This window comes from Geodermatophilus poikilotrophus, from assembly GCF_900111455.1.
GTDB lineage: Bacteria > Actinomycetota > Actinomycetes > Mycobacteriales > Geodermatophilaceae > Geodermatophilus > Geodermatophilus poikilotrophus.
The window spans coordinates 63,201-83,252 of record NZ_FOIE01000008.1 but is presented as its reverse complement, the minus strand read 5'-3'; the positions used below and the strand labels follow the sequence as shown (position 1 = coordinate 83,252).

Genomic DNA, 20,052 nt, shown 5'->3' with positions numbered 1-20,052 from the left:
TGTACCGGCAGTCGCCGGTCATCCTCTCCGGACGGTCCGTCCGGGCAGAAGCGCATCCGTGCAGATCCGCAGCGTCTCCTGACGTCGTGATCGCCAGTGAGGACGCCGATCGACGGTGTCCGCGCACCACCACGGGACGCGCGCCGAGAAGCATCGGAGTCCCACACCCGCATGACCACGTTCGACACTGTCGACGTCCAGACCACCCCTGAGATCACCGAGGTCGAGGTCCCCGCCGAGCCGAGCGGCCCGACCTTCGCCCAGCTGGGCCTGCCCCAGCAGCTGGTGACCGCGCTCGAGCGGCGCGACATCCGGCACCCCTTCGCCATCCAGGCCTCCGCCCTGCCCGACGCCCTCGCCGGGCGCGACGTGCTGGGCAAGGCCGCCACCGGCTCGGGCAAGACGCTGGCTTTCGGCCTGCCGCTGCTCGCCCGCCTGGGCGAGACCGCCCGGCGGGGCCCGCGTGCTCCGCGCGCGCTGGTCCTCGTGCCGACGCGCGAGCTGGCCCAGCAGGTGTTCGACAACCTGTCGCCGCTGGGGCAGTCCATCGGCGTCCAGCTGACCACCGTCTACGGCGGTGCCTCGATGTACCGGCAGATCCAGCAGCTGCGCCGCGGCGTGGACGCCGTCATCGCCACCCCCGGCCGGCTGCAGGACCTCATCGGCCAGGGCGAGGTCACCCTCGACGAGGTCTCCGTGACCGTCATCGACGAGGCCGACTTCATGTCCGACCTCGGCTTCCTGCCGGTCGTGCAGGAGCTGCTCGACCAGACCCGCCCCGACGCCCAGCGGCTGCTGTTCTCGGCCACGCTGGACGGCGAGGTGGACACGCTGGTGCGCCGCTACCTCAAGGACCCGGCCCGGCACGAGGTCAAGCGCGCCGGGGACGACGCCCCGCCGGCCGAGCACCTGGCCTACAGCCTCGCCTTCCGCGACAAGGTGCCGGTGACCGAGCAGCTGGCCGCCCGGCCGGGCCGCACGCTCATCTTCGTGCGCACCCAGCTCGGCGCCGACCGGCTCGCCGGCAACCTGCAGGCCGCGGGCATCAAGGCCGAGGCCATCCACGGCGGACTGCCGCAGGGTGCCCGCCGCCGGGCGTTGGAGGAGTTCACCGACGCCCGCAGCCCGGTGCTGGTCGCCACCGACGTCGCCGCCCGCGGCATCCACGTCGACGACGTCTCGCTGGTGCTGCACTACGACCCGCCGGCGGACCACAAGACCTACCTGCACCGCTCGGGCCGCACCGCCCGCGCCGGCGCCGGCGGTGTCGTGGTCTCGCTGCTGCTGCCCGACCAGGTGGGCCAGGCCAAGCGCCGGTTCCGCCAGGCCAAGGTGGAGCCCGTGGTCTCCCGGGTCCGTCCGGGCGACGCCCCGATCGCCGAGCTCGTCGCCAGCGGCGTGCACGTCGAGCCGGTGGAGCGCCCGGTGCGCGAGTCCCGGCGTCCCTCCGGCGGCCCGGGCGGCCGGCGTCCCCGCCGGGACGGCGAGCGCCCGCGCCGCGACGGTGACCGGCCGCGCCGTCCCCACGGGGAGCGGCCGCGCCGGGACGGCGACCGTCCGGCGTTCGGTGAGCGGCCGTACGGCGAGCGTTCCCGCGGGAACGGCGACCGCCCCTACGGCGAGCGTCGTCCCAGCTCGTACCGCGGTCAGGGCCGGCGGCCCGCCGCCGACTGAGCACCGATCCACGGAGCAGCGGCCGGTCCCGGATCCCCGGGGCCGGCCGCTGCCGTTCGTGGTGCGTGTGACGTGCCCCCTGCGATCCCACCGACCCAGGGGTGGGGTGACCGGAGGACGGCGGCCTCCCTCGGGGCCCCGCCGCGGGCCTGCGGGCGGTCGGCGAGCGGGAGCCCTCCGTCAGTCGCGGAAGACCAGCGCCCGGCTGACCTCGGTGACGACCTCGTCCCAGTCCGGGCGCAGCACCGCGGCGTCCTCGGCCCGCAGCGGGGCGTCGGGCTGCCGCTCGCCGCGCGCCACCGCCTGGCCGAGCGGGGCGTCCGGGCGCAGCAGCTCGTCGACGCGGGTGAGCCCGGCGTACTCGGCGACGTCGCGGACGCCCTCGACCTGCTGGGCGAGGACGCGGTGGTCGACCAGCCCGGCCGCGCCGCCGGCGACCTCGGCGAGCACCTCGGTGAGCTCGGTGAGGTCGTAGCGGTCCTGGTCGGCCGGCAGCGGCCGGGTGTCGGTGTCGGCGACCTCCGGCCAGGAGGCGATCTCGGTGAGGTCGTGGGTCTCGTCCCCGCGGCAGAAGCGGGTGAGGTCGGCGGGGGAGGCGAACAGGAACACCTCGCCGTCCCGGCCGAGGAAGCGGGCCCGGTCGTCGACGTAGCAGCGCAGCGTGACGCCGGAGCCCTCCGGCACGACCACCTCCACCGGCAGGATGCCGACGGCCTCCCAGAACCGGGCGGCCTCGGCGACCTCTGCCGGCGGGGCGGCGATCCGGCCGGGACGGGCGATGGTGCTGACGCCGGCCGCTGCCGCCGAGGCCGCGGTCGATCCGCCGGCCGGGCGCGTCGCGGGGGCGGCGTCCTCGGCGTCGTCGTCGTCCTCGAACTCGTCGTCCTCGTCGTCGTCCTCGGCCGCCGAGGGGTAGTCCTCGATGGTGACCGTGCCTCCGCCGGTCCAGTCCAGGTGCGCGCCCAGCTCCTCGAGGACGTCCTCCCACAGGTCGTCGAGGGCTCCGCCGACACCCACCCAGGCGTCCTCGCCGGAGCGGCCGAGGAAGGCCTCGACGCCGAGCCCGAGCGACCCGACCTCCGGCCGGGAGACCAGCTCGGCGAGCGCGCCGAACTCCCCGCCGCGGGTCACGTCCCCACCCGACCGGCGCTCCAGCTCGATGTCGTCGTCGACGTCGGGGTCGTCGTCGGGGTCGGTCAGCTCGTCGTCGTCCTCGTCGTCGCCCGTGTCGAGGCACTCGGCCAGCCGGGTGACGATGTCGATGGTCGCGGCCAGCTCCTCGACGGCCCACCGGTCGGGGTTCTCGGCAGCTGTGTCGTAGACGCCGTCGAGGTCGTAGCGGTGGTCGTCGTCAGGCGTCAGGTCGGCCGCACCCAGCCCGACCACGACCGGCCAGACCGGGTGGTCGGCGAGGTCGTGGTCGGTGCGGGTGCGGCAGAAGGCGGCCAGCGCCGCGGGCGTCGGGAAGAGGTGGACGCGGGCCCGGTCGCCCTCGGACGTGCCGAGGAACGCCTGCCACTCCTCGCCGTCCTCCTCCCACGGCGGGGCCCACAGGGTGAAGCCCGTGCGGTCGTCGACGGTGAGGGCGATGGGGACGATGCTGGGCCGGGCCACGCGCCCATCCTGCCCGATGACGGACCCCGTCCTCCCCACCGCTCGCGAGCTCGCGGCGAGCCTCTGGACGGGGCCGTTCAGAGGCCCATGGGATGCCAGACGGTCTTGGTCTCCAGGAAGGGCGTCAGCCGGGACAGCCCCGGGTCGGCCGACCAGTCCGGCTCCTCGGCGGGCGGCCGCACGACCCGCTTGATGCTGCCGGCGGCGAGGCGCTCGAGCTCCATGGCGCGGTCGGCCGGGGCCCCGGTGAGGTCGATGGCGTCGACGTCGTCGTGCTCGGCCAGCCACGGCCCGATCTCGCCGGCGTCCCCGGTCAGCAGGTTGACCACCCCACCCGGGACGTCGCTGGTGGCGAGCACCTCGCCGAGGGTGACGGCGGGCAGCGGCCGGGTCCGCGACGTGACGACGACGGCGGTGTTGCCGCCGGCCAGCACGGGGGCGAGCACGCTGACCAGGCCGAGCAGCGACGAGCGCTGCGGCGCCAGGACGGCGACGACGCCGGTGGGCTCGGGCAGCGAGAAGTCGAAGTACGGCCCGGCGACCGGGTTGGCCCCGCCGAGGACGGCGCCGAGCTTGTCGGTCCACCCGGCGTACCAGACCCAGCGGTCGACGGCGGCGTCGACGGCGGCCCGCGCCCGGGACGCCGACAGACCCTCGCCGGCGGCGACCTCCTCGCAGAACTGCGCGTGCCGCCCCTCCATCACCTCGGCGACCCGGTAGAGCACCTGGCCGCGGTTGTAGGCGGTGGCGCCCGACCACTTGCCGAAGGCGGTGCGGGCGGCGACGACGGCGTCCCGGGCGTCCTTGCGGGAGGCCTGCGCGGCGTTGGCGAGGAAGCCGCCCCTGGCGTCGGTGACCTCGTAGGTGCGGCCGGATTCCGAGCGCGGGAACGCGCCGTTGACGTAGAGCTTGTACGTCTTGCGGACGGCGAGCCGGTCGCTCACTGGGCCCCCTCCAGGTACGCGGCGAGCCCGTGGCGGCCGCCCTCGCGGCCGTAGCCGGACTGCTTGTAGCCGCCGAACGGCGACGTCGGGTCGAACTGGTTGAAGGTGTTGGCCCACACCACGCCGGCGCGCAGCCGGTCGGCGACCGCGAGGATCCGCGAGCCCTTCTCGGTCCAGATGCCGGCCGACAGCCCGTAGGTGGTGTTGTTGGCCTTGGCCACGGCCTCGTCGGGCGTGCGGAAGGTGAGCACCGAGAGCACCGGCCCGAACACCTCGTCACGGGCGATGCGGTGGGCGGGGGAGACGTCGGTGAAGACGGTCGGCGGGAACCAGAAGCCGCGCTCGGGCAGCTCGCAGGCCGGCTGCCAGCGGTTGGCGCCCTCGGCCTCGCCGACCTCGGACAGCTCCCGGATGCGGGCCAGCTGCTCCGCGGAGTTGATCGCGCCGATGTCGGTGTTCTTGTCGAGCGGGTGGCCGAGGCGCAGCGTGCCGATGCGCCGCTGCAGCGAGGCGATGACCTCGTCGTGGACCGACTCCTGCACCAGCAGCCGGCTGCCCGCGCAGCAGACGTGGCCCTGGTTGGAGAAGACGCCCTGCACGATGCCCTCGACGGCCTGGTCGATCGGGGCGTCGTCGAAGACGATGTTGGCCGCCTTGCCGCCGAGCTCGAGGGTGAGCCGCTTGCGGGTGCCGGCGACGGCCCGGGCGATCGATCGGCCCACCTCGGTCGACCCGGTGAAGGCGACCTTGTCGACGTCCTCGTGCTCGACGACGGCCCGGCCGGTGTCGCCGGCGCCGGTCACGATGTTGACCACGCCGGGCGGCAGGTCGGCCTGGCGGCAGACCTCGGCGAACAGCAGCGCGGTCAGCGGGGTGGTCTCGGCCGGCTTGAGGACGACGGTGTTGCCGGTGGCCAGCGCCGGGGCGACCTTCCACGCCAGCATCAGCAGCGGGAAGTTCCACGGGATGACCTGGCCGGCCACGCCGAGCGGCCTGGGGCCGGGGCCCAGGCCCGCCCAGTCCAGCTTGTCGGCCCACCCCGCGTGGTAGAAGAAGTGCGCCGCGGCTAGGGGGACGTCGACGTCGCGGGACTCCCGGATCGGCTTGCCGTTGTCCAGCGACTCCAGGACGGCGAACTCCCGCGCCCGCTCCTGCAGCAGGCGGGCGATGCGGAACAGGTACTTGCCGCGGTCGGCGGGGCGCATCGGCCCCCACACGCGGGTGAACGCGCGGCGGGCGGCGCGGACGGCGCGGTCGACGTCGGCGTCGGTGGCCGAGGCGACCTCGGAGAGGACCTCCTCGGTGGCCGGGTTGACCGTCTTGAAGGGGGTCCCGGAGCCGTCGACGAACTCGCCGTCGACGAACAGGCCGTAGGACGGCGCGACGTCGACGATCGAGCGTGACTCGGGAGCGGGGGCGTACTCGAACAGGTTGGTCATGGTCAGTCGACGCTCACGTGGTCGGGGCCGGAGTAGTGGCCGGTGCGCAGCTTCTGCCGCTGCAGGAGCAGGTCGTTGAGCAGGCTGGAGGCGCCGAATCGGAACCAGTCGGGGGAGAGCCACTCGGGCCCGGCGACCTCGTTGACGAGGACCAGGTGCTTGATCGCGTCCTTCGTCGTCCGGATGCCGCCCGCGGGCTTGACGCCGACCTGGCGGCCGGTGGCGGCGCGGAAGTCGCGGACCGCCTCGAGCATGACCAGGCAGACCGGCAGGGTGGCCGCGGGGGAGACCTTGCCGGTGGAGGTCTTGATGAAGTCGCCGCCGGCGAGCATCGCCAGCCAGGAGGCGCGGCGGACGTTGTCCAGGGTGACCAGCTCGCCGGTCTCCAGGATGACCTTGAGGTGCGCGTCCCCGCACGCCTCCTTGACCGCGACGATCTCGTCGAACACGTCGAGGTGGCGGCCGGCGAGGAAGGCGCCGCGGTCGATGACCATATCGATCTCGTCGGCGCCGTTGGCCACGGCGTCGCGGACGTCGGCCAGCTTGACCGCCCGGCTGGCGCGGCCGCTGGGGAAGGCGGTGGCGACGGCGGCGACGGAGATGCCCGTTCCGGTCAGGGCCTCCTTCGCGACGCCGGCCAGGTCGCCGTAGACGCAGACCGCCGCGACCGGCGGTGTCGTCGGGTCACCCGGGTCGGGACGGCGGGCCTTGGCGGCCAGGCTGCGGACCCTGCCCGGGGTGTCGGCGCCCTCGAGCGTGGTGAGGTCGACCATCGAGATGGCGGTGTCGATCGCCCACGCCTTGGCGGTGGTCTTGATCGACCGGGTGCCGAGGACGGCGACCCGCGACTCCGCGCCGACCTGGTCCACCCCCGGCAGGCCGTGCAGGAAGGCCCGGAAGGCGGCGTCGGACCGGGTCACGTCGCGGTACGGCGCCGGGGGCTCGCGCCGCGGCGGGTTCGCCGCTGCCGGCGCGTCGGGGTCGAGCACGTGGGTCATGCGGGCATTCTCCCTCCCGCCGCCGGTGCGCCCGCGCCCCGCACACCCGTGCGAGGGGGGACCGGGCCCAGCCGGAGCATGCTGCGGGCGCCGCGCTGGAACTCGTAGGGGACGTCCTCGACCTCCGCTCGCACACCGGCGTCGCCGAGCTCGGCCACCACCGAGGCCAGCAGGTCGGGCAGGGCCCGGCCGGCCTGGTCGACCAGGGGGTAGACGCGCACCTCGGCGCCGACCCGGGCCATCTCCCGCAGGGCGGCGGCGTGGAACCGGGCGTCGAGCCGGTCGGCGTAGGTGAACAGCAGGTGCGAGGAGAGCACCAGGTCGAAGGCGCCGTCGCCGAACGGCAGGTCCGGCAGGGCCGCCGCCACGTGGTGGCCCGGGTGCTCGGCGAGGTGCCGTGCGAAGGCCGCCGCCGACTCGGCCCGGAGCCGGGCGTGGGCGGCGGGGTCGCCGTGGAAGCCCCAGACGTAGCGCTCGGCGTTGGCGGTGGCCCAGGCGCTGCCGCGGGCCAGCTCCGCGTCGAGGCGGGCCACGAGCTCGCGCGGTGGGCTCGCGTAGACGGGGTCCACCGCGAACGCGTCCGCGCCGCGGACCCGGGCCGCCGCGGTGAACGACGCACCTCCGCCGGGGCAGTCGAGGGCCCGGCCGCGCAGGTCGGCGTCGGTCAGGGCGAACATCGCGCGGTACTCGTCGAACGACCGGGCGCTGACCAGGAAGTCCCCGATGTCGGTCGCGCCGCGCAGCTCGCTCACCGCAGCTCCTCGACCAGGTGAACGAGCTGCAGGCCGGGGCGCACGGTCTCGCGGTGGGCGTCCACGCAGCCGTGCCGGCGGGACAGCCGCAGGTCGGCGGTGCTGCGCGCGCCGGTGAACAGGGTGGCCCGGGGGAGCCGCGTCCCGTGCTCCGCGGCCGGCAGCAGCCGCGTGCCGATGCCCCGGCCCTGCAGGTCCGGCGCGACGACGAGCCGGCCGACGTGCAGGACGCCGTCCCGCTCGTGGGCGCGCACCGCGCCGACGAGCCGGCTGCCCGCACGTGCTCCCAGGCAGCTGCTGCGGGTGAGCTCGTCGGCCAGCTCGTCGAGGGGCCAGACCAGGGCCGGCAGCCGGACGTCGTCGTACAGCTGGGCCTCGGGGACGTGGGCGGCGCGCTGCAGCGCGAGCAGCTCGCCGGCCGCGCCGGGCGGGAGGGGGCGGAGCTCGATCGAGGGCACGGGCGGTCTCCTCGGACGGAGGCGGACCGGGTGCGCGGCCCACCGGGGACGGGTGGGCCGGACGACGAGGGCAGCCACCTACCGGCGGCGCCACTCCTGCGTCGTCGTCACGCCGGGGATCGTGCCAGCGCCAGGAGGTGGGGTCCACCCGGCCGCTACGGTGGCCCGCGTGCAGCTGACCGTCGTCGACCACCCGCTGGCCCGTGCCCGTCTGACCCGCATGCGGGACGAGCGGACCGACAACGCGGCGTTCCGCGCGGCGCTGGCCGAGCTGACCCAGATGCTGGTCTACGAGGCCACCCGCGACCTGCCGGTAGCCGAGGAGCAGATCACCACGCCGGTCACCGCGACCACCGGCTACCGGCTGGCCGCGCCGCCGCTGATCGTGCCGGTGCTGCGGGCCGGGCTGGGGATGGCCGACACCGCGCACGGGATGCTGCCGGAGTCGCAGATGGGCTTCGTCGGCCTGGCCCGCAACGAGGAGACGTTCCAGCCGGAGGCGTACATGGCCTCGCTGCCGGCGTCCCTGGTGGACCGCGAGGTCTTCGTGCTCGACCCGATGCTGGCCACCGGGGGGTCGCTGGTGCACTGCTGCGGCCTGCTGACCGGGCGCGGCGCCACCTCGATCACCGTCCTCTGCGCGCTCGCCGCCCCCGAGGGGATCCGCCGGCTGGAGGAGAGCGGGCTGCCGCTGCGGGTGTTCACCGCCTCGGTCGACGAGGGGCTCAACGACAAGGCCTACATCGTCCCGGGCCTCGGGGACGCCGGCGACCGTCAGTTCGGGGCGGTCTGACCGTGCGCTTCGGGGTGCTCGGCACCGGCCACTGGGCACGGACGGTCCACGCGGCCGCCCTGGCCGAGCACCCGACCGCCGAGCTCGTCGGCGTGTGGGGCCGCGACCCGGTCAAGGCCGGGGAGGTCGGCGCGGAGTTCGACGTCCCCGGCTTCTCGGACCTGGCCGCGCTGCTCGACCAGGTCGACGCCGTGGCGATCGCCGTCCCGCCCTCGGTGCAGGTGGGGCTCGCCGAGCAGGCCGCGGCCGCCGGGAAGCACCTGCTGCTGGAGAAGCCGATCGGGCTCTCGCTCGACGAGGCCGACCGGGTGGTCACCGCGGTGCGCTCCGCGGGCGTCGCCTCGGTCGTGTTCTTCACCTTCCGCTTCCAGGCCGGGACGTCGACCTGGCTCAGCCAGGCCGCCCGCACCCGCCTGGCCGGGGGCGCCGGCTCGTGGCTGAGCGCGCTGGCCGGCAGCCCCTTCGACTCGGCCTGGCGCCGCGAGCACGGCGCGCTGTGGGACATCGGCCCGCACGCGCTCTCGCTGCTGCTGCCCACGCTCGGCCCGGTGGTCTCCGTGCAGGCCGGGGCCGGCGCCGGCGACACCGTGCACCTGGTGCTGCAGCACGCCACGCCCGGTGTCGCCTCGACGCTGACCCTGTCGCACACCGTCGCGCCGATGTCGACGGGCGTCGAGTTCTTCGTGCACGGGGACGCCGGCCGGCTCGTGCTGCTGCCGGACACCGAGAGCCCGGTCGAGTCGCTCGCCGCCGCGGTGGACGAACTCGAGGCGGCAGCGGTGACCGGCGGGACGCACCCCTGCGACGTCGGCTTCGCGCGGGACGTCGTCGCGGTGCTGGCGACCGCGGCCCGCGCGCTGGAGTCCGGCTGCCGGGAGCCGGTTCCGGCCCGACCCCCGTCGGGGTGAGGCCGCGGTCCCGCGTGCGCCCCTGCGGCGGTCGGGACGGCACCCTGCTCGTGGTGCCTCACGGTGGGGCGGGACAGGAGCGGACGTGGGTCTCGGCGAGTGGTACGTGCGGCGCGGACGGATCGACCGGACCACCTGGTGGCTGCACTACGCGCTGCCGCTCGCCGGGCTGGGTCTGCTGGCCAACGTCGCGGACGCCTCGCTGGGGTACCCCGTCTTCTCGACGACGGTCGACTCCGGCGACCCCTGGGCCTACGTCGGGGGTCCGCTCACCGCGCTCGTCTCGCTGCTGACGATCGTCCCGTCCGTGAGTTCCTCGGTCACCCGGCTGCACGACCGCGGCCACTCGGCGTGGTGGCTGCTCTGGGCGCTGGTGCCCCTCGTCGGGTGGCTCGTGCTGTTCGTCCAGAACGGCTTCCTGGCCGGGCACCCGGTGCCGAACCGGTACGGCTCTCCGCCCGGTCAGCCGACGCCGCAGCCCTGGTGAACCCCGCGCCCGGCGCACTGCCGGCGCTCCTCGCGCGTTGCCGCTGCTGCAGCCCCGGCAGAACACGAGCAACCCCGGCAGTGCCGGGTCCCGCCGGGTTGCTCTCCCGCTGTGCCTGACCCCTTCGCGCTGCTGCAACGGCGCAGAAGGGGGTGCAACACCGCACGAGCGGGTCAGTCGAAGGGGTTGGTGAGGACGGGGTTGGCCTGCAGCACGGTGAAGGTGGCCGGCGGGCCGTCGGTGGTCGTGGTGCCGGGGACGTCGGCGGTGGCGCCGCCGTCGACGCTGTAGGTACCGCTCCAGGTGGTGGTCAGAGCGGCGGTGTAGGTGCCGCTGCGGTAGTCGTGGCTGATCGTGTGGTCGGGGTACGGCGCGCCGGGGTCGGTGGTCCTCAGGACGGCACCGTCGCCGGTGTCCCAGGAGAAGGCGCTCGCGGTGGCGACGATGTCGACGGTGAAACCGCGGATGTCCACGGTGAAGGTCTGGGTGGTCGGGCCGTCGGTGTAGAAGACGACGGGCAGGCCGGCCAGCGCGTTGCCTGGTGGCTGCTGCTGGGTGGGCAGGTCCGGCAGGGGCAGGGTCTGGAAGTAGCGGTAGACCTCAGCCGGTGACGGCGGCGGGTTCAGCGCCGTGATGTCGACGCAAGTTCCGCCATCGACGATCACAGGCCCGTAAACGGAGCCAGGAACCGCACCCGCGGGTGGTGCAATATCCTCGACTGCGCTTCCGTCCACTTGTGCGAGTCGTTGCCTTTGCACGACGAGAAATTGGATGACACGCCCCTCGACCTGCGGGCAGGCGCGGGTCCGCGAGTCGCAGGCGACTCCCGCAGCGGCGTCCGTGCGCGTGCAAGGATCACGGAGGCGCCACGTGAAGAGAGTCGGACCAGTCGGTGCGCCGATGCTGGCGGCTCGTAGGCCATTCGAGTCAGGCGTTGAGACGTGGCCGGCGGAGACCTGTGCGGCCTGGTCGACCAATTCCGTATGAACGCAAGCGCGCCCTCGCGCACAATGGTCGGCGTATGCCGAGGTTGCAGGAAGCGCCATAGTCCCCAACAGGGCCACGATGACCGCTGCGCGCTTGGTTCCCCTCATGCGTCCCACTGAGTAACAACCCAAGTGCTGCGCGTGGCCTGCCAGGCTAGAACGGCACCTCCCGACGGGCTGCGCACCTCGCCAGAGCTGAGCTCTCGCAGCGATTCCCCCGTGGTTGAATCGGTGACTGTTAATGGCGCTTGGGTGAATATGAGTGCCAACTGGGCTACATTCCCCTCTACTGAGGGTGGTGACATGCTGTCAATGCGTAGACTGCCACCCTCGTACTGCAAGCCTGCAGCCATGTCCGAGTCCAATTGGTCGGCAATCAAGTTGCAGTCCGCGCAGTTGAACCCAAGGTCGCGAAAGTAGAAAGAGTCCATGCTCGCGAAGGCGTGATTGTAGACCTCGATGTAGTACTCGAAGAACGCCCGCGCCCCATCCTGGGTGGGTGTCCTCGCCTCGGCGGGCATCGGTAGGTCCGGCGGGCCCAAGGGCGGCAGGTCCGGCTCCGACGCGCTGGGCGAGGCGTCAGCGCCGGGCAGGGTGTCGCTCGCCTCCTGCCGCTCCGAGCACCCGCTCAGCACGACCGCGCCGGCCGCGAGGCCTGCCACCAGCCGCAGCGTCCAGCGCCGTGTCACCGTCGTCCACCCCCGTGTCGATCACCGGTCGCCGGGAGACTACGGAGTGCCGCCGTGACGGGCACGCGCCGCTGTGGACAACCACCCGAACGCATTGCCGGGCTTGCTCGCGCTCTGCCGGCACTGCAACACCGGCAACCCACGAGGAACGCCCGCAGAGACGGCGGTCGTCAGGTGCCCAGCGCCTCGGCCAGCTCCTCGAACGAGGCCACCGACAGGTCCGCGTCCGGATCGGTGGACGGCGGCACGACGCGGCCGCCGAACTCGTCCGGCCGGTGCACGTACGCCGTCCGCAGCCCCCGCGCCCGCGCCGCGGCGAGGTCGTCGAGGTGTGCGGCGACCATGACCACCGATGACGGGGGCACCCCGAGCAGCTCCGCCGCGGAGTCGTAGACCTCCGGGTCGGGCTTGTAGTGCCGCACCACCTCGGCGCCCAGCACGGCGTCCCACGGCAGCCCGGACCGCCGCGCCAGGTCCACCTGCAGGGCCACGTTGCCGTTCGACAGCGGCGCCAGCACGTACGTGCGCGCCAGCCGGCGCAGCCCGGGCACCGCGTCCGGCCACGGGTCCAGCCGGTGCCAGGCGAGCACCAGCTCGTCGCGGACCTCGGCGGGGACGGAAGCCAGTCCGGCGTCCGCGAGCACAGCGGTGAGCGAGGAACGGTGCAGCGCGTCCAGCGGCGTCCACGGCAGCTCCCCGGAGCGCACCCGTTCCATCGACGGCACGTAGCGCCCGCGCCAGTCGTCGGCGAGGGCTTCCGCGTCCACCGCCGAGCCCAGCAGCCTGCGCATCTCGCGGGCGACGCCGCCGCGCCAGTCCACGACGGTGCCGAAGACGTCGAAGACCAGCGCGCGGACGTCCACTACAGCCCCAGTGCCGCCGACATCTCGTCGCGCAGCCGGTCGAGCTCGTCGGCACCCCGGCCGCGGGCGGCGATGATCCCGGCGTCCTCGTGCACGGGGACGACGGTCTCCAGGTAGGCCTTGAGCTTCGGCTCGGTGCCGCTGGGTCGCACGATCACCCGCACCCCGTCGCCGAGCAGCCGGACGGCGTCCACAGCGGGGGTCTCGTCGAGCAGGTCGGAGGCGACGACCGGGCGCCCCAGCAGCTGCGCAGGCTGCGAGGACCGCAGCCGCGCCATCATCGCCCCGATGCGGGAGAGGTCCTCCACCCGCACCGAGAGCTGCCCGGTGGCGAACAGCCCGTGCTCCAGCGCCAGCTCGTCGAGCCGGTCGGTCAGCGTTCGGCCGGAGGACCTGAGCTCCGCGGCCAGCAGCGCGACGGCGAGCGCGGCGGAGATCCCGTCCTTGTCCTTCACCACCTGAGGCGCCACGGCGTAGCCCAGTGCCTCCTCGTAGCCGAAGACCAGCGGCTCGTCGTCCGTGCCCGCCCGGACGATCCACTTGAAGCCGGTCGGCGTCTCGGCGAACCGGACGCCGTGCGCGGTGGCCAGCGCGTGCAGCAGCGAGCCGCTGACGAGCGACGCGGCGTACGTGCCGCGCACCCCCCGGCGCAGCAGCCAGTCGGCCAGCAGCCCGCCCACCTCGTCACCGGTGAGCTGGCGCCCGCCGCTGACCACCGAGCAGCGGTCGGCGTCGGGGTCCTCGGCGATCGCCACGTCGGCGCCCACCCGCTCCGCCAGCGCGGTCAGCAGGTCGACCGCACCCGGCTCCTCCGGGTTGGGGAAGGCGACAGTCGGGAACGCCGGGTCGGGCTCGTCCTGCTCGGGCACGCTCACCGGCGCCGCCAGGCCCGCGGCGGCGAACACCGAACGGGTCGTCTCCGCGCCCACCCCGTGCATCGCCGTGTAGGCGACGACGAGGCGGTCGCGGTCCGGCACCCGGCCGGGGTCCAGCGCGCGGACCACCGCCGCCACGTAGTCGGCCTCGACGTCGTCCCCGAGGGTCAGCCAGTCGTCGGACCCCGGCACCTCGCGCGCCGGCCCCACCGCGGCGATCGCCGCCTCGATCTCCCGGTCGGCCGGCGGCACCAGCTGGGCGCCGTCGCCGAGGTAGACCTTGTAGCCGTTGTCGTCGGGCGGGTTGTGGCTGGCGGTCACCATCACCCCGGCCACGCAGCCCAGGTGCCGGACGGCGAAGGACAGCACCGGCGTCGGCAGCGGCCGCGGCAGCACCTGGACGGCGAACCCGGCGCCGGTGAGCACCTCGGCGGTGACCCGGGCGAACTCGTCGGAGCGCCGGCGCGCGTCGAAGCCGACCACCACGCCGCCGCCCGCGTGCCCGGAGTCGGCCAGCCAACGGCCCAGCCCGGCGGCCGCACGGGTCACCACGGCGGCGTTCATCCCGGCCGGCCCGGCGCGCAGCGGCCCGCGCAACCCGGCGGTGCCGAAGGTCAGCGGCCCGGCGAAACGGCGCTCCAGCTCGGTCCGGTCCTCCGCCTCGATCAGCGCCTCGATCTCCGCGCGGTCGCCGTCGTGCGGATCGGCGTCGGCCCAGGCGCGGGCGGTGTCGAGCAGGGTCACGGACGCTCCTCGACCTGCTCGGCGTCGAACTCGGCCGTCGTGAACTCGCCGCCCACCCGGGCGTGCACCGGATCGGCGAGGTCCGGCTCGCCGTGCACCTCGACCAGCGCCTCGGCGAAGACCTCCGCGTCGTCGGCCGGCTCGTAGCCCAGCGCACGGGCGGCGGTCAGGTCCCACCAGCCGCGGGTGTTGGCCGAGACACCCCACACCACGGCGAACCCGGGGGACGGCGCCCGCAGCGCGGCGTCGACCAGCGACACCTGGTCGGTGGGGGAGAGCCACGTCGACAGGTGACGGGTCGTCGTGGGCTCGGGGGCGGCGGTGCCGATCCGCAGGCAGACGACGTCCAGGCCGTACCGGTCGGCGTACAGCGACCCGAGCGCCTCCACCGCCACCTTGGACACCCCGTAGAAGGTGTCCGGCCGCGGCAGGCCGTCGTCCTCGCGCAGGGGACCGGAGGCCGGGCGCGGGGTGAACCCGGTGGCGTGGTTGCTCGACGCGAGCACGACCCGGGGGACGCCGGCCCGCCGCGCCGCCTCCAGCACGCAGTGGGTGCCGTCGATGTTGGCGTGCGAGACGGCCGCCCAGGTCGACTCGCCGGAGACACCCGCCAGGTGGACGACGGCGGCGGCGCCGGAGACGGCCCCGGTCATCGCGGCCAGGTCGGTGGTGTCGGCGACGACGTGCTCCTCGCCGGGGCGGGGATCGACGATCGGGACGACGTCCAGTGAGCGCAGCGCCCAGCCGCGCTCGGGCAGGCCGCCGCGCAGCACCGCGCCGATCCGCCCGGCCGCGCCGGTGAGCAGGACCGTCCCGCTCACCGGGGACCCCCTCCGGCGCTCGCCGTGGAGACGACCGCGGCCACCGCCGTCACGGCAGCCGCCCGATGAACCGGACGAGGAACTCGCCGAGCCGGCCGGCCGCCGCCTTGCCGGCCGCGAGGACCTCCTCGTGGTCGAGCTTCTCCCCGGTGATGCCGGCGGCGGCGTTGGTGACCATCGACAGACCCAGCACCTCCAGCCCGGCGGCGCGCGCGGCGATCGCCTCCAGCGCCGTCGACATGCCCACCAGGTCCGCGCCGAGCGTGCGCAGCATCCGGATCTCGGCCGGCGTCTCGTAGTGCGGCCCGGGCAGCGCCGCGTAGACGCCCTCGGTCAGCGCCGGGTCCAGCCCGCGGGCCAGCGACCGCAGCCGCGCCGAGTACAGGTCGGTGAGGTCGACGAACGTGGCGCCGACCAGCGGGGAGCGGGCGGTGAGGTTGAGGTGGTCGCTGATCAGGACCGCCTGGCCCACGCGGTGGTCGGGCGCCAGCCCGCCGGCGGCGTTGGTGAGGACGACGGTGCGCACACCCGCCGCGGCCGCCGTCCGCACGCCGTGCACGACCGGTTCCACGCCGTGGCCCTCGTAGAGGTGCGTGCGGCCGAGGAAGAGCAGCACCCCGCGGTCGCCCACCCGCACCGAGCGGACCTCCCCGCCGTGGCCCACCGCGGTCGGGGCGGCGAAGCCGGGCAGCTCGCCGATGGCGACGCTGCCCTCGACGGTGCCGAAGGCGTCCGCGGCAGGGGCCCAGCCCGACCCCATGACGACGGCGACCTCGTGGCCGCTGCCGAGCGCGCTGGTCAGGTCGTCGGCCGCGCGGGCGGCCAGGGCGGCGGGGTCGGTGGCGGGGGGTGCACTCACGCTCGGACGCTAACGCAGGGCGCGCGTGGGTGACGGGGCACACCTGTCCCAGGTGTCCCGTTGCGGGCGTGTCCGCTGGAGGCCGGAGGGCGGGCGGTCGACTGTGTCGAGGTGCAGCGCATCGACATCGACGGCGTCCCCGTCTTCGCCACCGGCGGCCCGGCGCGGACCACCGCGGCCCTCGTCTTCGGCGTGGGGCTGCGGGACGAGACGTTCGCGACCATCGAGGTGACCCACCTCGTCGAGCACCTGGCGATGGGCGCGCTGCCCAAGTCGCACCTGCGCTGCAACGCCGTCACCGACGTGGACACCACGACCTTCTTCGCGACCGGCCGGCCGGAGGCCGTGGGCGCGTTCCTGGAGGGCATCTGCCGCGCGCTGGCCGACCTGCCCACCGAGCGGATGGAGCTCGAGGTCGGCGTCCTGCAGGCGGAGAACTGCTCGACGGCCCACTCCACCCTCGGCGCGCTGTGGGCCGCCCGCTTCGGGCTGGTCGGCCCCGGCCTCGCCGTGGCCGACGGGCCCGGCCCGGAGTACCTCACCGAGGAGACCGTGCGGGCGCACGCCCGCCGCTGGTTCGTCCGCGGCAACGCCGCGCTGTGGTGCGCCGGGCCGCTGCCGGCCGGGCTCCGGCTGCCGCTGCCGGACGGCCCGCGTCCCGAGCGGCTCGTCCCGGCCGCGCGGCCGCAGACCGGGCCGGTGTGGACTAGGGGGCACGGCGCCGGCGTCGGCCTGCTGCTGTCCGCGGGCGGTGCGGGGGACCCCGCGCTGACGGTGGGCGTGGAGGTGCTCAAGGAGCGGCTCCGGGACACCGCGCGCCTCGCCCGCGGCCTGAGCTACTCCGTCGACTCGATGGCCCTGGACGTCACGGCCGACCGCCGCGAGGTCGCCGTCGTCGTCGACGCCCGCGAGGGCCGGGAGGACGCCGTGGCCGGCCTGCTCTGGCAGGCGTACACGGAGCTGTGCGCGTCCGGCCCGACCGAGGCCGAGCTCGCGCACGCGGTGGCCGGCTTCGAGGAGGAGCTGGACGCCGACGAGCGCGCCGTCGTGGAGTCCGAGCTGGCCGACGCCGCCTACTGCGCGGTCGGCGGCCTGCCGTTCCGCCCGGTGCAGGACGTGCTGGAGGCGTGGCGGGCGATGACCCCCGAGCGGGTCGCGGCGGCGCTGCGCGGCACGGCACCCACGGCGATCCTGCACGTGCCCGAGGAGGTCGACTACGCCGGTCCCGGCGAGCCGGTCGAGCGCCGGTCCGTGTGCACCGTGCAGGACCGGCTGCCGGCGGGGCAGACGTTCCGCCCCTCGGCCCTGACCCGGCTGTTCTCCCGGGAGAGCCGGGTCGCCCTCGTGGTGGGGGAGCGGGAGCTGGCCCACCGCGACAGCGACGGCGACGTCCACAGCATCCCGTGGGAGCTGGTCGAGGCCGCGCTGCCCACCCAGGACGGGCGGGCCGTCGTCGTCGTCGGGCGCAACATGTGCAGCGCGGTCGTGGACGAGGAGCGCTTCGGACGGCGGGCCGTCGCGGCGGTGCAGGCGCGCGTGCCGGTCGCCCGCTGGCTGCCGCGTCCGAGGACCGCGGGGGACGACCTGGTCGGGACGGCTTCTCCGGCGGCCGGGACGGCAGCTCGTCCCTAGACTGCCCAGCGTGCAGATCCCCTTCCGGTCCTCCGAGCGAGCCAGCCTCGGCGTCGAGTGGGAGCTGCAGCTCGTCGACCTGCGGACGCGGCAGCTGACCGCCGGGGCGGTGGAGATCCTCGAGGAGATCCGGCCCGAGGGCGCCGAGGAGCACCCCAAGGCCAAGCACGAGCTGCTGCAGTCGACCGTCGAGGTCATCACCGGCATCTGCACCACCGTCGCGGAGGCCAAGGCCGACCTGGCCGGCACCGTCGCCGAGGTGCGGGCGGCCGCCGAGCGCCGCGGCCTGGGCCTGATGTGCGCCGGCACCCACCCGATCACCGACTGGCAGACGCAGCAGATCTCGCCCAAGGAGCGCTACCTGCAGCTGGTCGAGAAGATGCAGTGGCTGGCCCGCCGGCTGCAGATCTTCGGCGTCCACGTGCACGTCGGCGTCCGCGCGCCGGAGAAGGCGATCCCGATCGTCAACGCGCTCACCCAGTACGTGCCGCACTTCCTGGCGCTGTCGGCGTCCTCCCCGTTCTGGGTCGGCTGCGACACGGGCCTGGCCTCGGCCCGCTCGAAGGTCTTCGAGGGGATGCCGACCGCGGGGCTGCCCTACCAGCTCTCGGGCTGGGACCGCTTCGAGGAGTACATGGAGACGCTGATCTCCACGCGCGCGATCGAGAGCGTCCGCGAGGTGTGGTGGGACATCCGCCCGCACCCGGACTTCGGCACCGTCGAGCTGCGCATCTGCGACGGGCTGCCGACCCTCGACGAGATCGGTGCCGTCGCGGCCCTCTCCCAGTGCCTGGTCGAGCAGTTCGACACCCAGCTCGACCGCGGCTACACCCTGCCGGTCCCGGCGTCGTGGGTGCTGCAGGAGAACAAGTGGCGGGCGGCCCGCTACGGGCTGGACGCCGACATCGTCGTCGACGACAAGGGCACGGTGCGGCCGGTGCGCCAGGCGATCACCGACCTGGTCGAGGAGCTCGAGCCCACCGCTCGCCGGCTGGACTGCGAGGACGAGCTGGCCGACGTCCACCGGATCCTGGCCGTCGGCGCCTCCTACCAGCGGCAGCGCGCGGTCGCCGCGGCCTCCGACGGCGACCTGACCGCCGTCGTCGACAGCCTGCTGGCCGAGCTGCGCGACGGCCTGCCCAGCAGCGGACCGGCCGACCGGCCGCCGGGGCCGGTGCCCGGCCCGGCCGACTGCAGCGGGGGCCACGCGGCATGAGGGGCACGGCAGCATGACGGGCACCGCAGCGTGAGCGGCGCTGCCGCATGACCCAGTTCCCGGAGGAACTGGGGACGGCGGTCGACGAGTGGGCCGCCGAGCGGCACTCGCAGCTGGTCGCCGTGCGCCGGCACCTGCACGCCCACCCCGAGCTGTCCTACGCCGAGTTCGAGACGACGTCCTTCCTCGAGCAGCGGCTGCGCAACGCCGGCCTGGAGCCCCGGCGGCTGCCCTCCGGCACCGGGCTGGTCGTCGAGGTGGGCGCCGGGGACCCGATCGTGGTGCTGCGCGCGGACATCGACGCGCTGCCGCTGGCCGACCTCAAGGACGTCCCCTACGCCTCCACCCGCGAGAACGCCTGCCACGCCTGCGGGCACGACGTGCACACCACCGTCCTGCTCGGCGCCGCGCTGGCCCTGAACTCGCTCGACGACCTGCCCGGCACCGTGCGCTGCGTCTTCCAGCCGGCCGAGGAGACCGTGCCGGGCGGGGCCACCGGGGTGGTGGCCGCCGGCGTGCTGGACGGGGCGTCCCGCGCCTTCGCCCTGCACTGCGACCCCTCCCTCCCGGCCGGCAGCGTGGGACTGCGCACCGGCGCCATCACCGCCGCCTGCGACCGGATGGACGTCACCCTCACCGGCCCCGGCGGGCACACCGCGCGCCCGCAGCTGACCGTCGACCTGGTCGACGCCCTCGGCCGGCTGATCACCGACCTGCCGGCGCTGCTGTCCCGGCAGGTCGACCCGCGCGCCGGGATGTCGCTGGTGTGGGGCGCGGTCAAGGCCGGGGTGGCGGCCAACGCCATCCCGCAGCGCGGCCACCTGAGCGGCACGGTCCGGGTGCTCGACCGCGACGCCTGGCAGGACGCCGAGACGCTGCTGCGCTCCCTGGTGGAGCGGGTCGCCGCCACCACCGGCGCCGACGTCGAGGTCGACTACGTCCGGGGGGTGCCGCCGGTGGTCAACGACCCGCGGGCGGTCGCGCTGCTGCGCTCGGCCGCGCTGGAGACGGTCGGCAGCGAGGGGCTGCGGCTGTCCCCGCAGAGCATGGGCGGGGAGGACTTCGGCTGGTTCGCCGACGTCGTGCCCATCGCGCTGGCCCGGCTGGGCACCCACGGCGGGGGAGCCCCGCTGGACCTGCACCGGGGCACGTTCGACGTCGACGAGCGGGCCATCGGGGTCGGCGTGCGACTGCTGGCCCGCACGGCGCTGCACGCGCTCTCCGCCGACGCCGGCGCTCCGCCGCCTGGCCCGACGCCGCAACCCAGCGGTTCCGGTCCGGTTGCGCGACGGTAGACACT

At 75.0% G+C, this 20,052-nt stretch carries 19 protein-coding genes; 7 read left to right on the top strand and 12 right to left on the bottom strand.

Annotation, left to right across the window (positions count from 1 at the left end):
• Window positions 1–171: 171 nt before the first annotated feature.
• Entirely contained in the window at window positions 172–1,674 is a 1,503-nt protein-coding gene (locus BMW27_RS17895; protein WP_091446520.1) for a DEAD/DEAH box helicase, read from the top strand.
• 180 nt (window positions 1,675–1,854) lie between these two features.
• Here BMW27_RS17895 and BMW27_RS17890 read toward each other — a convergent pair whose 3' ends face one another.
• The 6 genes from BMW27_RS17890 to BMW27_RS17865 all read right to left on the bottom strand — a co-directional run bounded on the left by BMW27_RS17890 (window position 1,855) and on the right by BMW27_RS17865 (window position 7,879).
• The gene (locus BMW27_RS17890; RefSeq protein WP_091446517.1) at window positions 1,855–3,288 is read right to left on the bottom strand and encodes a hypothetical protein; all 1,434 of its coding nucleotides are present in this window, start codon (window positions 3,286–3,288) and stop codon (window positions 1,855–1,857) included.
• Window positions 3,289–3,365: 77 nt separating this feature from the next.
• On the bottom strand, window positions 3,366–4,232 hold the full coding sequence (locus BMW27_RS17885) for an aldehyde dehydrogenase family protein (RefSeq protein WP_091446514.1): 867 nt from the start codon (window positions 4,230–4,232) through the stop codon (window positions 3,366–3,368).
• Window positions 4,229–5,671, bottom strand: coding sequence for an aldehyde dehydrogenase family protein (locus tag BMW27_RS17880; protein ID WP_175486558.1), 1,443 nt, complete (start codon window positions 5,669–5,671; stop codon window positions 4,229–4,231). Before BMW27_RS17880 ends, BMW27_RS17885 begins: the two co-directional genes overlap by 4 nt.
• 2 nt (window positions 5,672–5,673) lie before the next feature.
• Entirely contained in the window at window positions 5,674–6,669 is a 996-nt protein-coding gene (deoC, locus tag BMW27_RS17875) for a deoxyribose-phosphate aldolase (protein WP_091446513.1), read from the bottom strand.
• Complete coding sequence (locus BMW27_RS17870; RefSeq protein WP_217638201.1) at window positions 6,666–7,421, bottom strand: methyltransferase domain-containing protein; 756 nt, start codon at window positions 7,419–7,421, stop codon at window positions 6,666–6,668. The genes deoC and BMW27_RS17870 overlap by 4 nt, the downstream gene beginning before the upstream one ends.
• The gene (locus tag BMW27_RS17865) at window positions 7,418–7,879 is read right to left on the bottom strand and encodes a GNAT family N-acetyltransferase (protein WP_217638200.1); all 462 of its coding nucleotides are present in this window, start codon (window positions 7,877–7,879) and stop codon (window positions 7,418–7,420) included. Before BMW27_RS17865 ends, BMW27_RS17870 begins: the two co-directional genes overlap by 4 nt.
• Before the next feature lie 169 nt (window positions 7,880–8,048).
• On the opposite strand from BMW27_RS17865, the gene upp reads away from it, so the two are divergent.
• From upp to BMW27_RS17850, 3 genes are all read left to right on the top strand, one after another.
• Complete coding sequence (gene upp, locus BMW27_RS17860; protein WP_091447066.1) at window positions 8,049–8,672, top strand: uracil phosphoribosyltransferase; 624 nt, start codon at window positions 8,049–8,051, stop codon at window positions 8,670–8,672.
• Between the two features lie 2 nt (window positions 8,673–8,674).
• Entirely contained in the window at window positions 8,675–9,580 is a 906-nt protein-coding gene (locus BMW27_RS17855) for a Gfo/Idh/MocA family protein (protein ID WP_091446510.1), read from the top strand.
• A gap of 85 nt (window positions 9,581–9,665) precedes the next feature.
• Complete coding sequence (locus tag BMW27_RS17850) at window positions 9,666–10,067, top strand: DUF805 domain-containing protein (protein WP_175486557.1); 402 nt, start codon at window positions 9,666–9,668, stop codon at window positions 10,065–10,067.
• A 173-nt stretch (window positions 10,068–10,240) separates the two neighbouring features.
• Here BMW27_RS17850 and BMW27_RS24130 read toward each other — a convergent pair whose 3' ends face one another.
• From BMW27_RS24130 to BMW27_RS17820, 6 genes are all read right to left on the bottom strand, one after another.
• Window positions 10,241–10,732, bottom strand: coding sequence for a hypothetical protein (locus BMW27_RS24130; RefSeq protein WP_245743691.1), 492 nt, complete (start codon window positions 10,730–10,732; stop codon window positions 10,241–10,243).
• A 425-nt stretch (window positions 10,733–11,157) separates the two neighbouring features.
• Complete coding sequence (locus BMW27_RS17840) at window positions 11,158–11,715, bottom strand: DUF6318 family protein (RefSeq protein WP_091446506.1); 558 nt, start codon at window positions 11,713–11,715, stop codon at window positions 11,158–11,160.
• Between the two features lie 197 nt (window positions 11,716–11,912).
• Window positions 11,913–12,605 (bottom strand): haloacid dehalogenase type II, encoded by a 693-nt coding sequence (locus BMW27_RS17835; RefSeq protein ID WP_091446504.1) that lies wholly within the window; start codon window positions 12,603–12,605, stop codon window positions 11,913–11,915.
• Complete coding sequence (locus tag BMW27_RS17830; RefSeq protein ID WP_091446503.1) at window positions 12,605–14,224, bottom strand: phospho-sugar mutase; 1,620 nt, start codon at window positions 14,222–14,224, stop codon at window positions 12,605–12,607. Before BMW27_RS17830 ends, BMW27_RS17835 begins: the two co-directional genes overlap by 1 nt.
• Entirely contained in the window at window positions 14,221–15,045 is an 825-nt protein-coding gene (locus BMW27_RS17825) for an NAD-dependent epimerase/dehydratase family protein (protein ID WP_091446501.1), read from the bottom strand. The genes BMW27_RS17830 and BMW27_RS17825 overlap by 4 nt, the downstream gene beginning before the upstream one ends.
• Before the next feature lie 49 nt (window positions 15,046–15,094).
• Window positions 15,095–15,904, bottom strand: a complete 810-nt coding sequence (locus BMW27_RS17820) for a purine-nucleoside phosphorylase (RefSeq protein WP_091446499.1) — start codon at window positions 15,902–15,904, stop codon at window positions 15,095–15,097.
• 111 nt (window positions 15,905–16,015) lie between these two features.
• Between BMW27_RS17820 and BMW27_RS17815 the strand changes: the two genes are divergently transcribed.
• From BMW27_RS17815 to BMW27_RS17805, 3 genes are read left to right on the top strand one after another with little or no spacing between them, the layout of a single operon-like run.
• Window positions 16,016–17,536, top strand: a complete 1,521-nt coding sequence (locus BMW27_RS17815) for a peptidase M16 family protein (protein ID WP_091446498.1) — start codon at window positions 16,016–16,018, stop codon at window positions 17,534–17,536.
• Window positions 17,537–17,546: 10 nt separating this feature from the next.
• Window positions 17,547–18,752, top strand: a complete 1,206-nt coding sequence (locus BMW27_RS17810) for a glutamate--cysteine ligase (RefSeq protein WP_091446496.1) — start codon at window positions 17,547–17,549, stop codon at window positions 18,750–18,752.
• 47 nt (window positions 18,753–18,799) lie between these two features.
• On the top strand, window positions 18,800–20,047 hold the full coding sequence (locus tag BMW27_RS17805; RefSeq protein ID WP_091446495.1) for an amidohydrolase: 1,248 nt from the start codon (window positions 18,800–18,802) through the stop codon (window positions 20,045–20,047).
• Window positions 20,048–20,052: the final 5 nt, after the last annotated feature.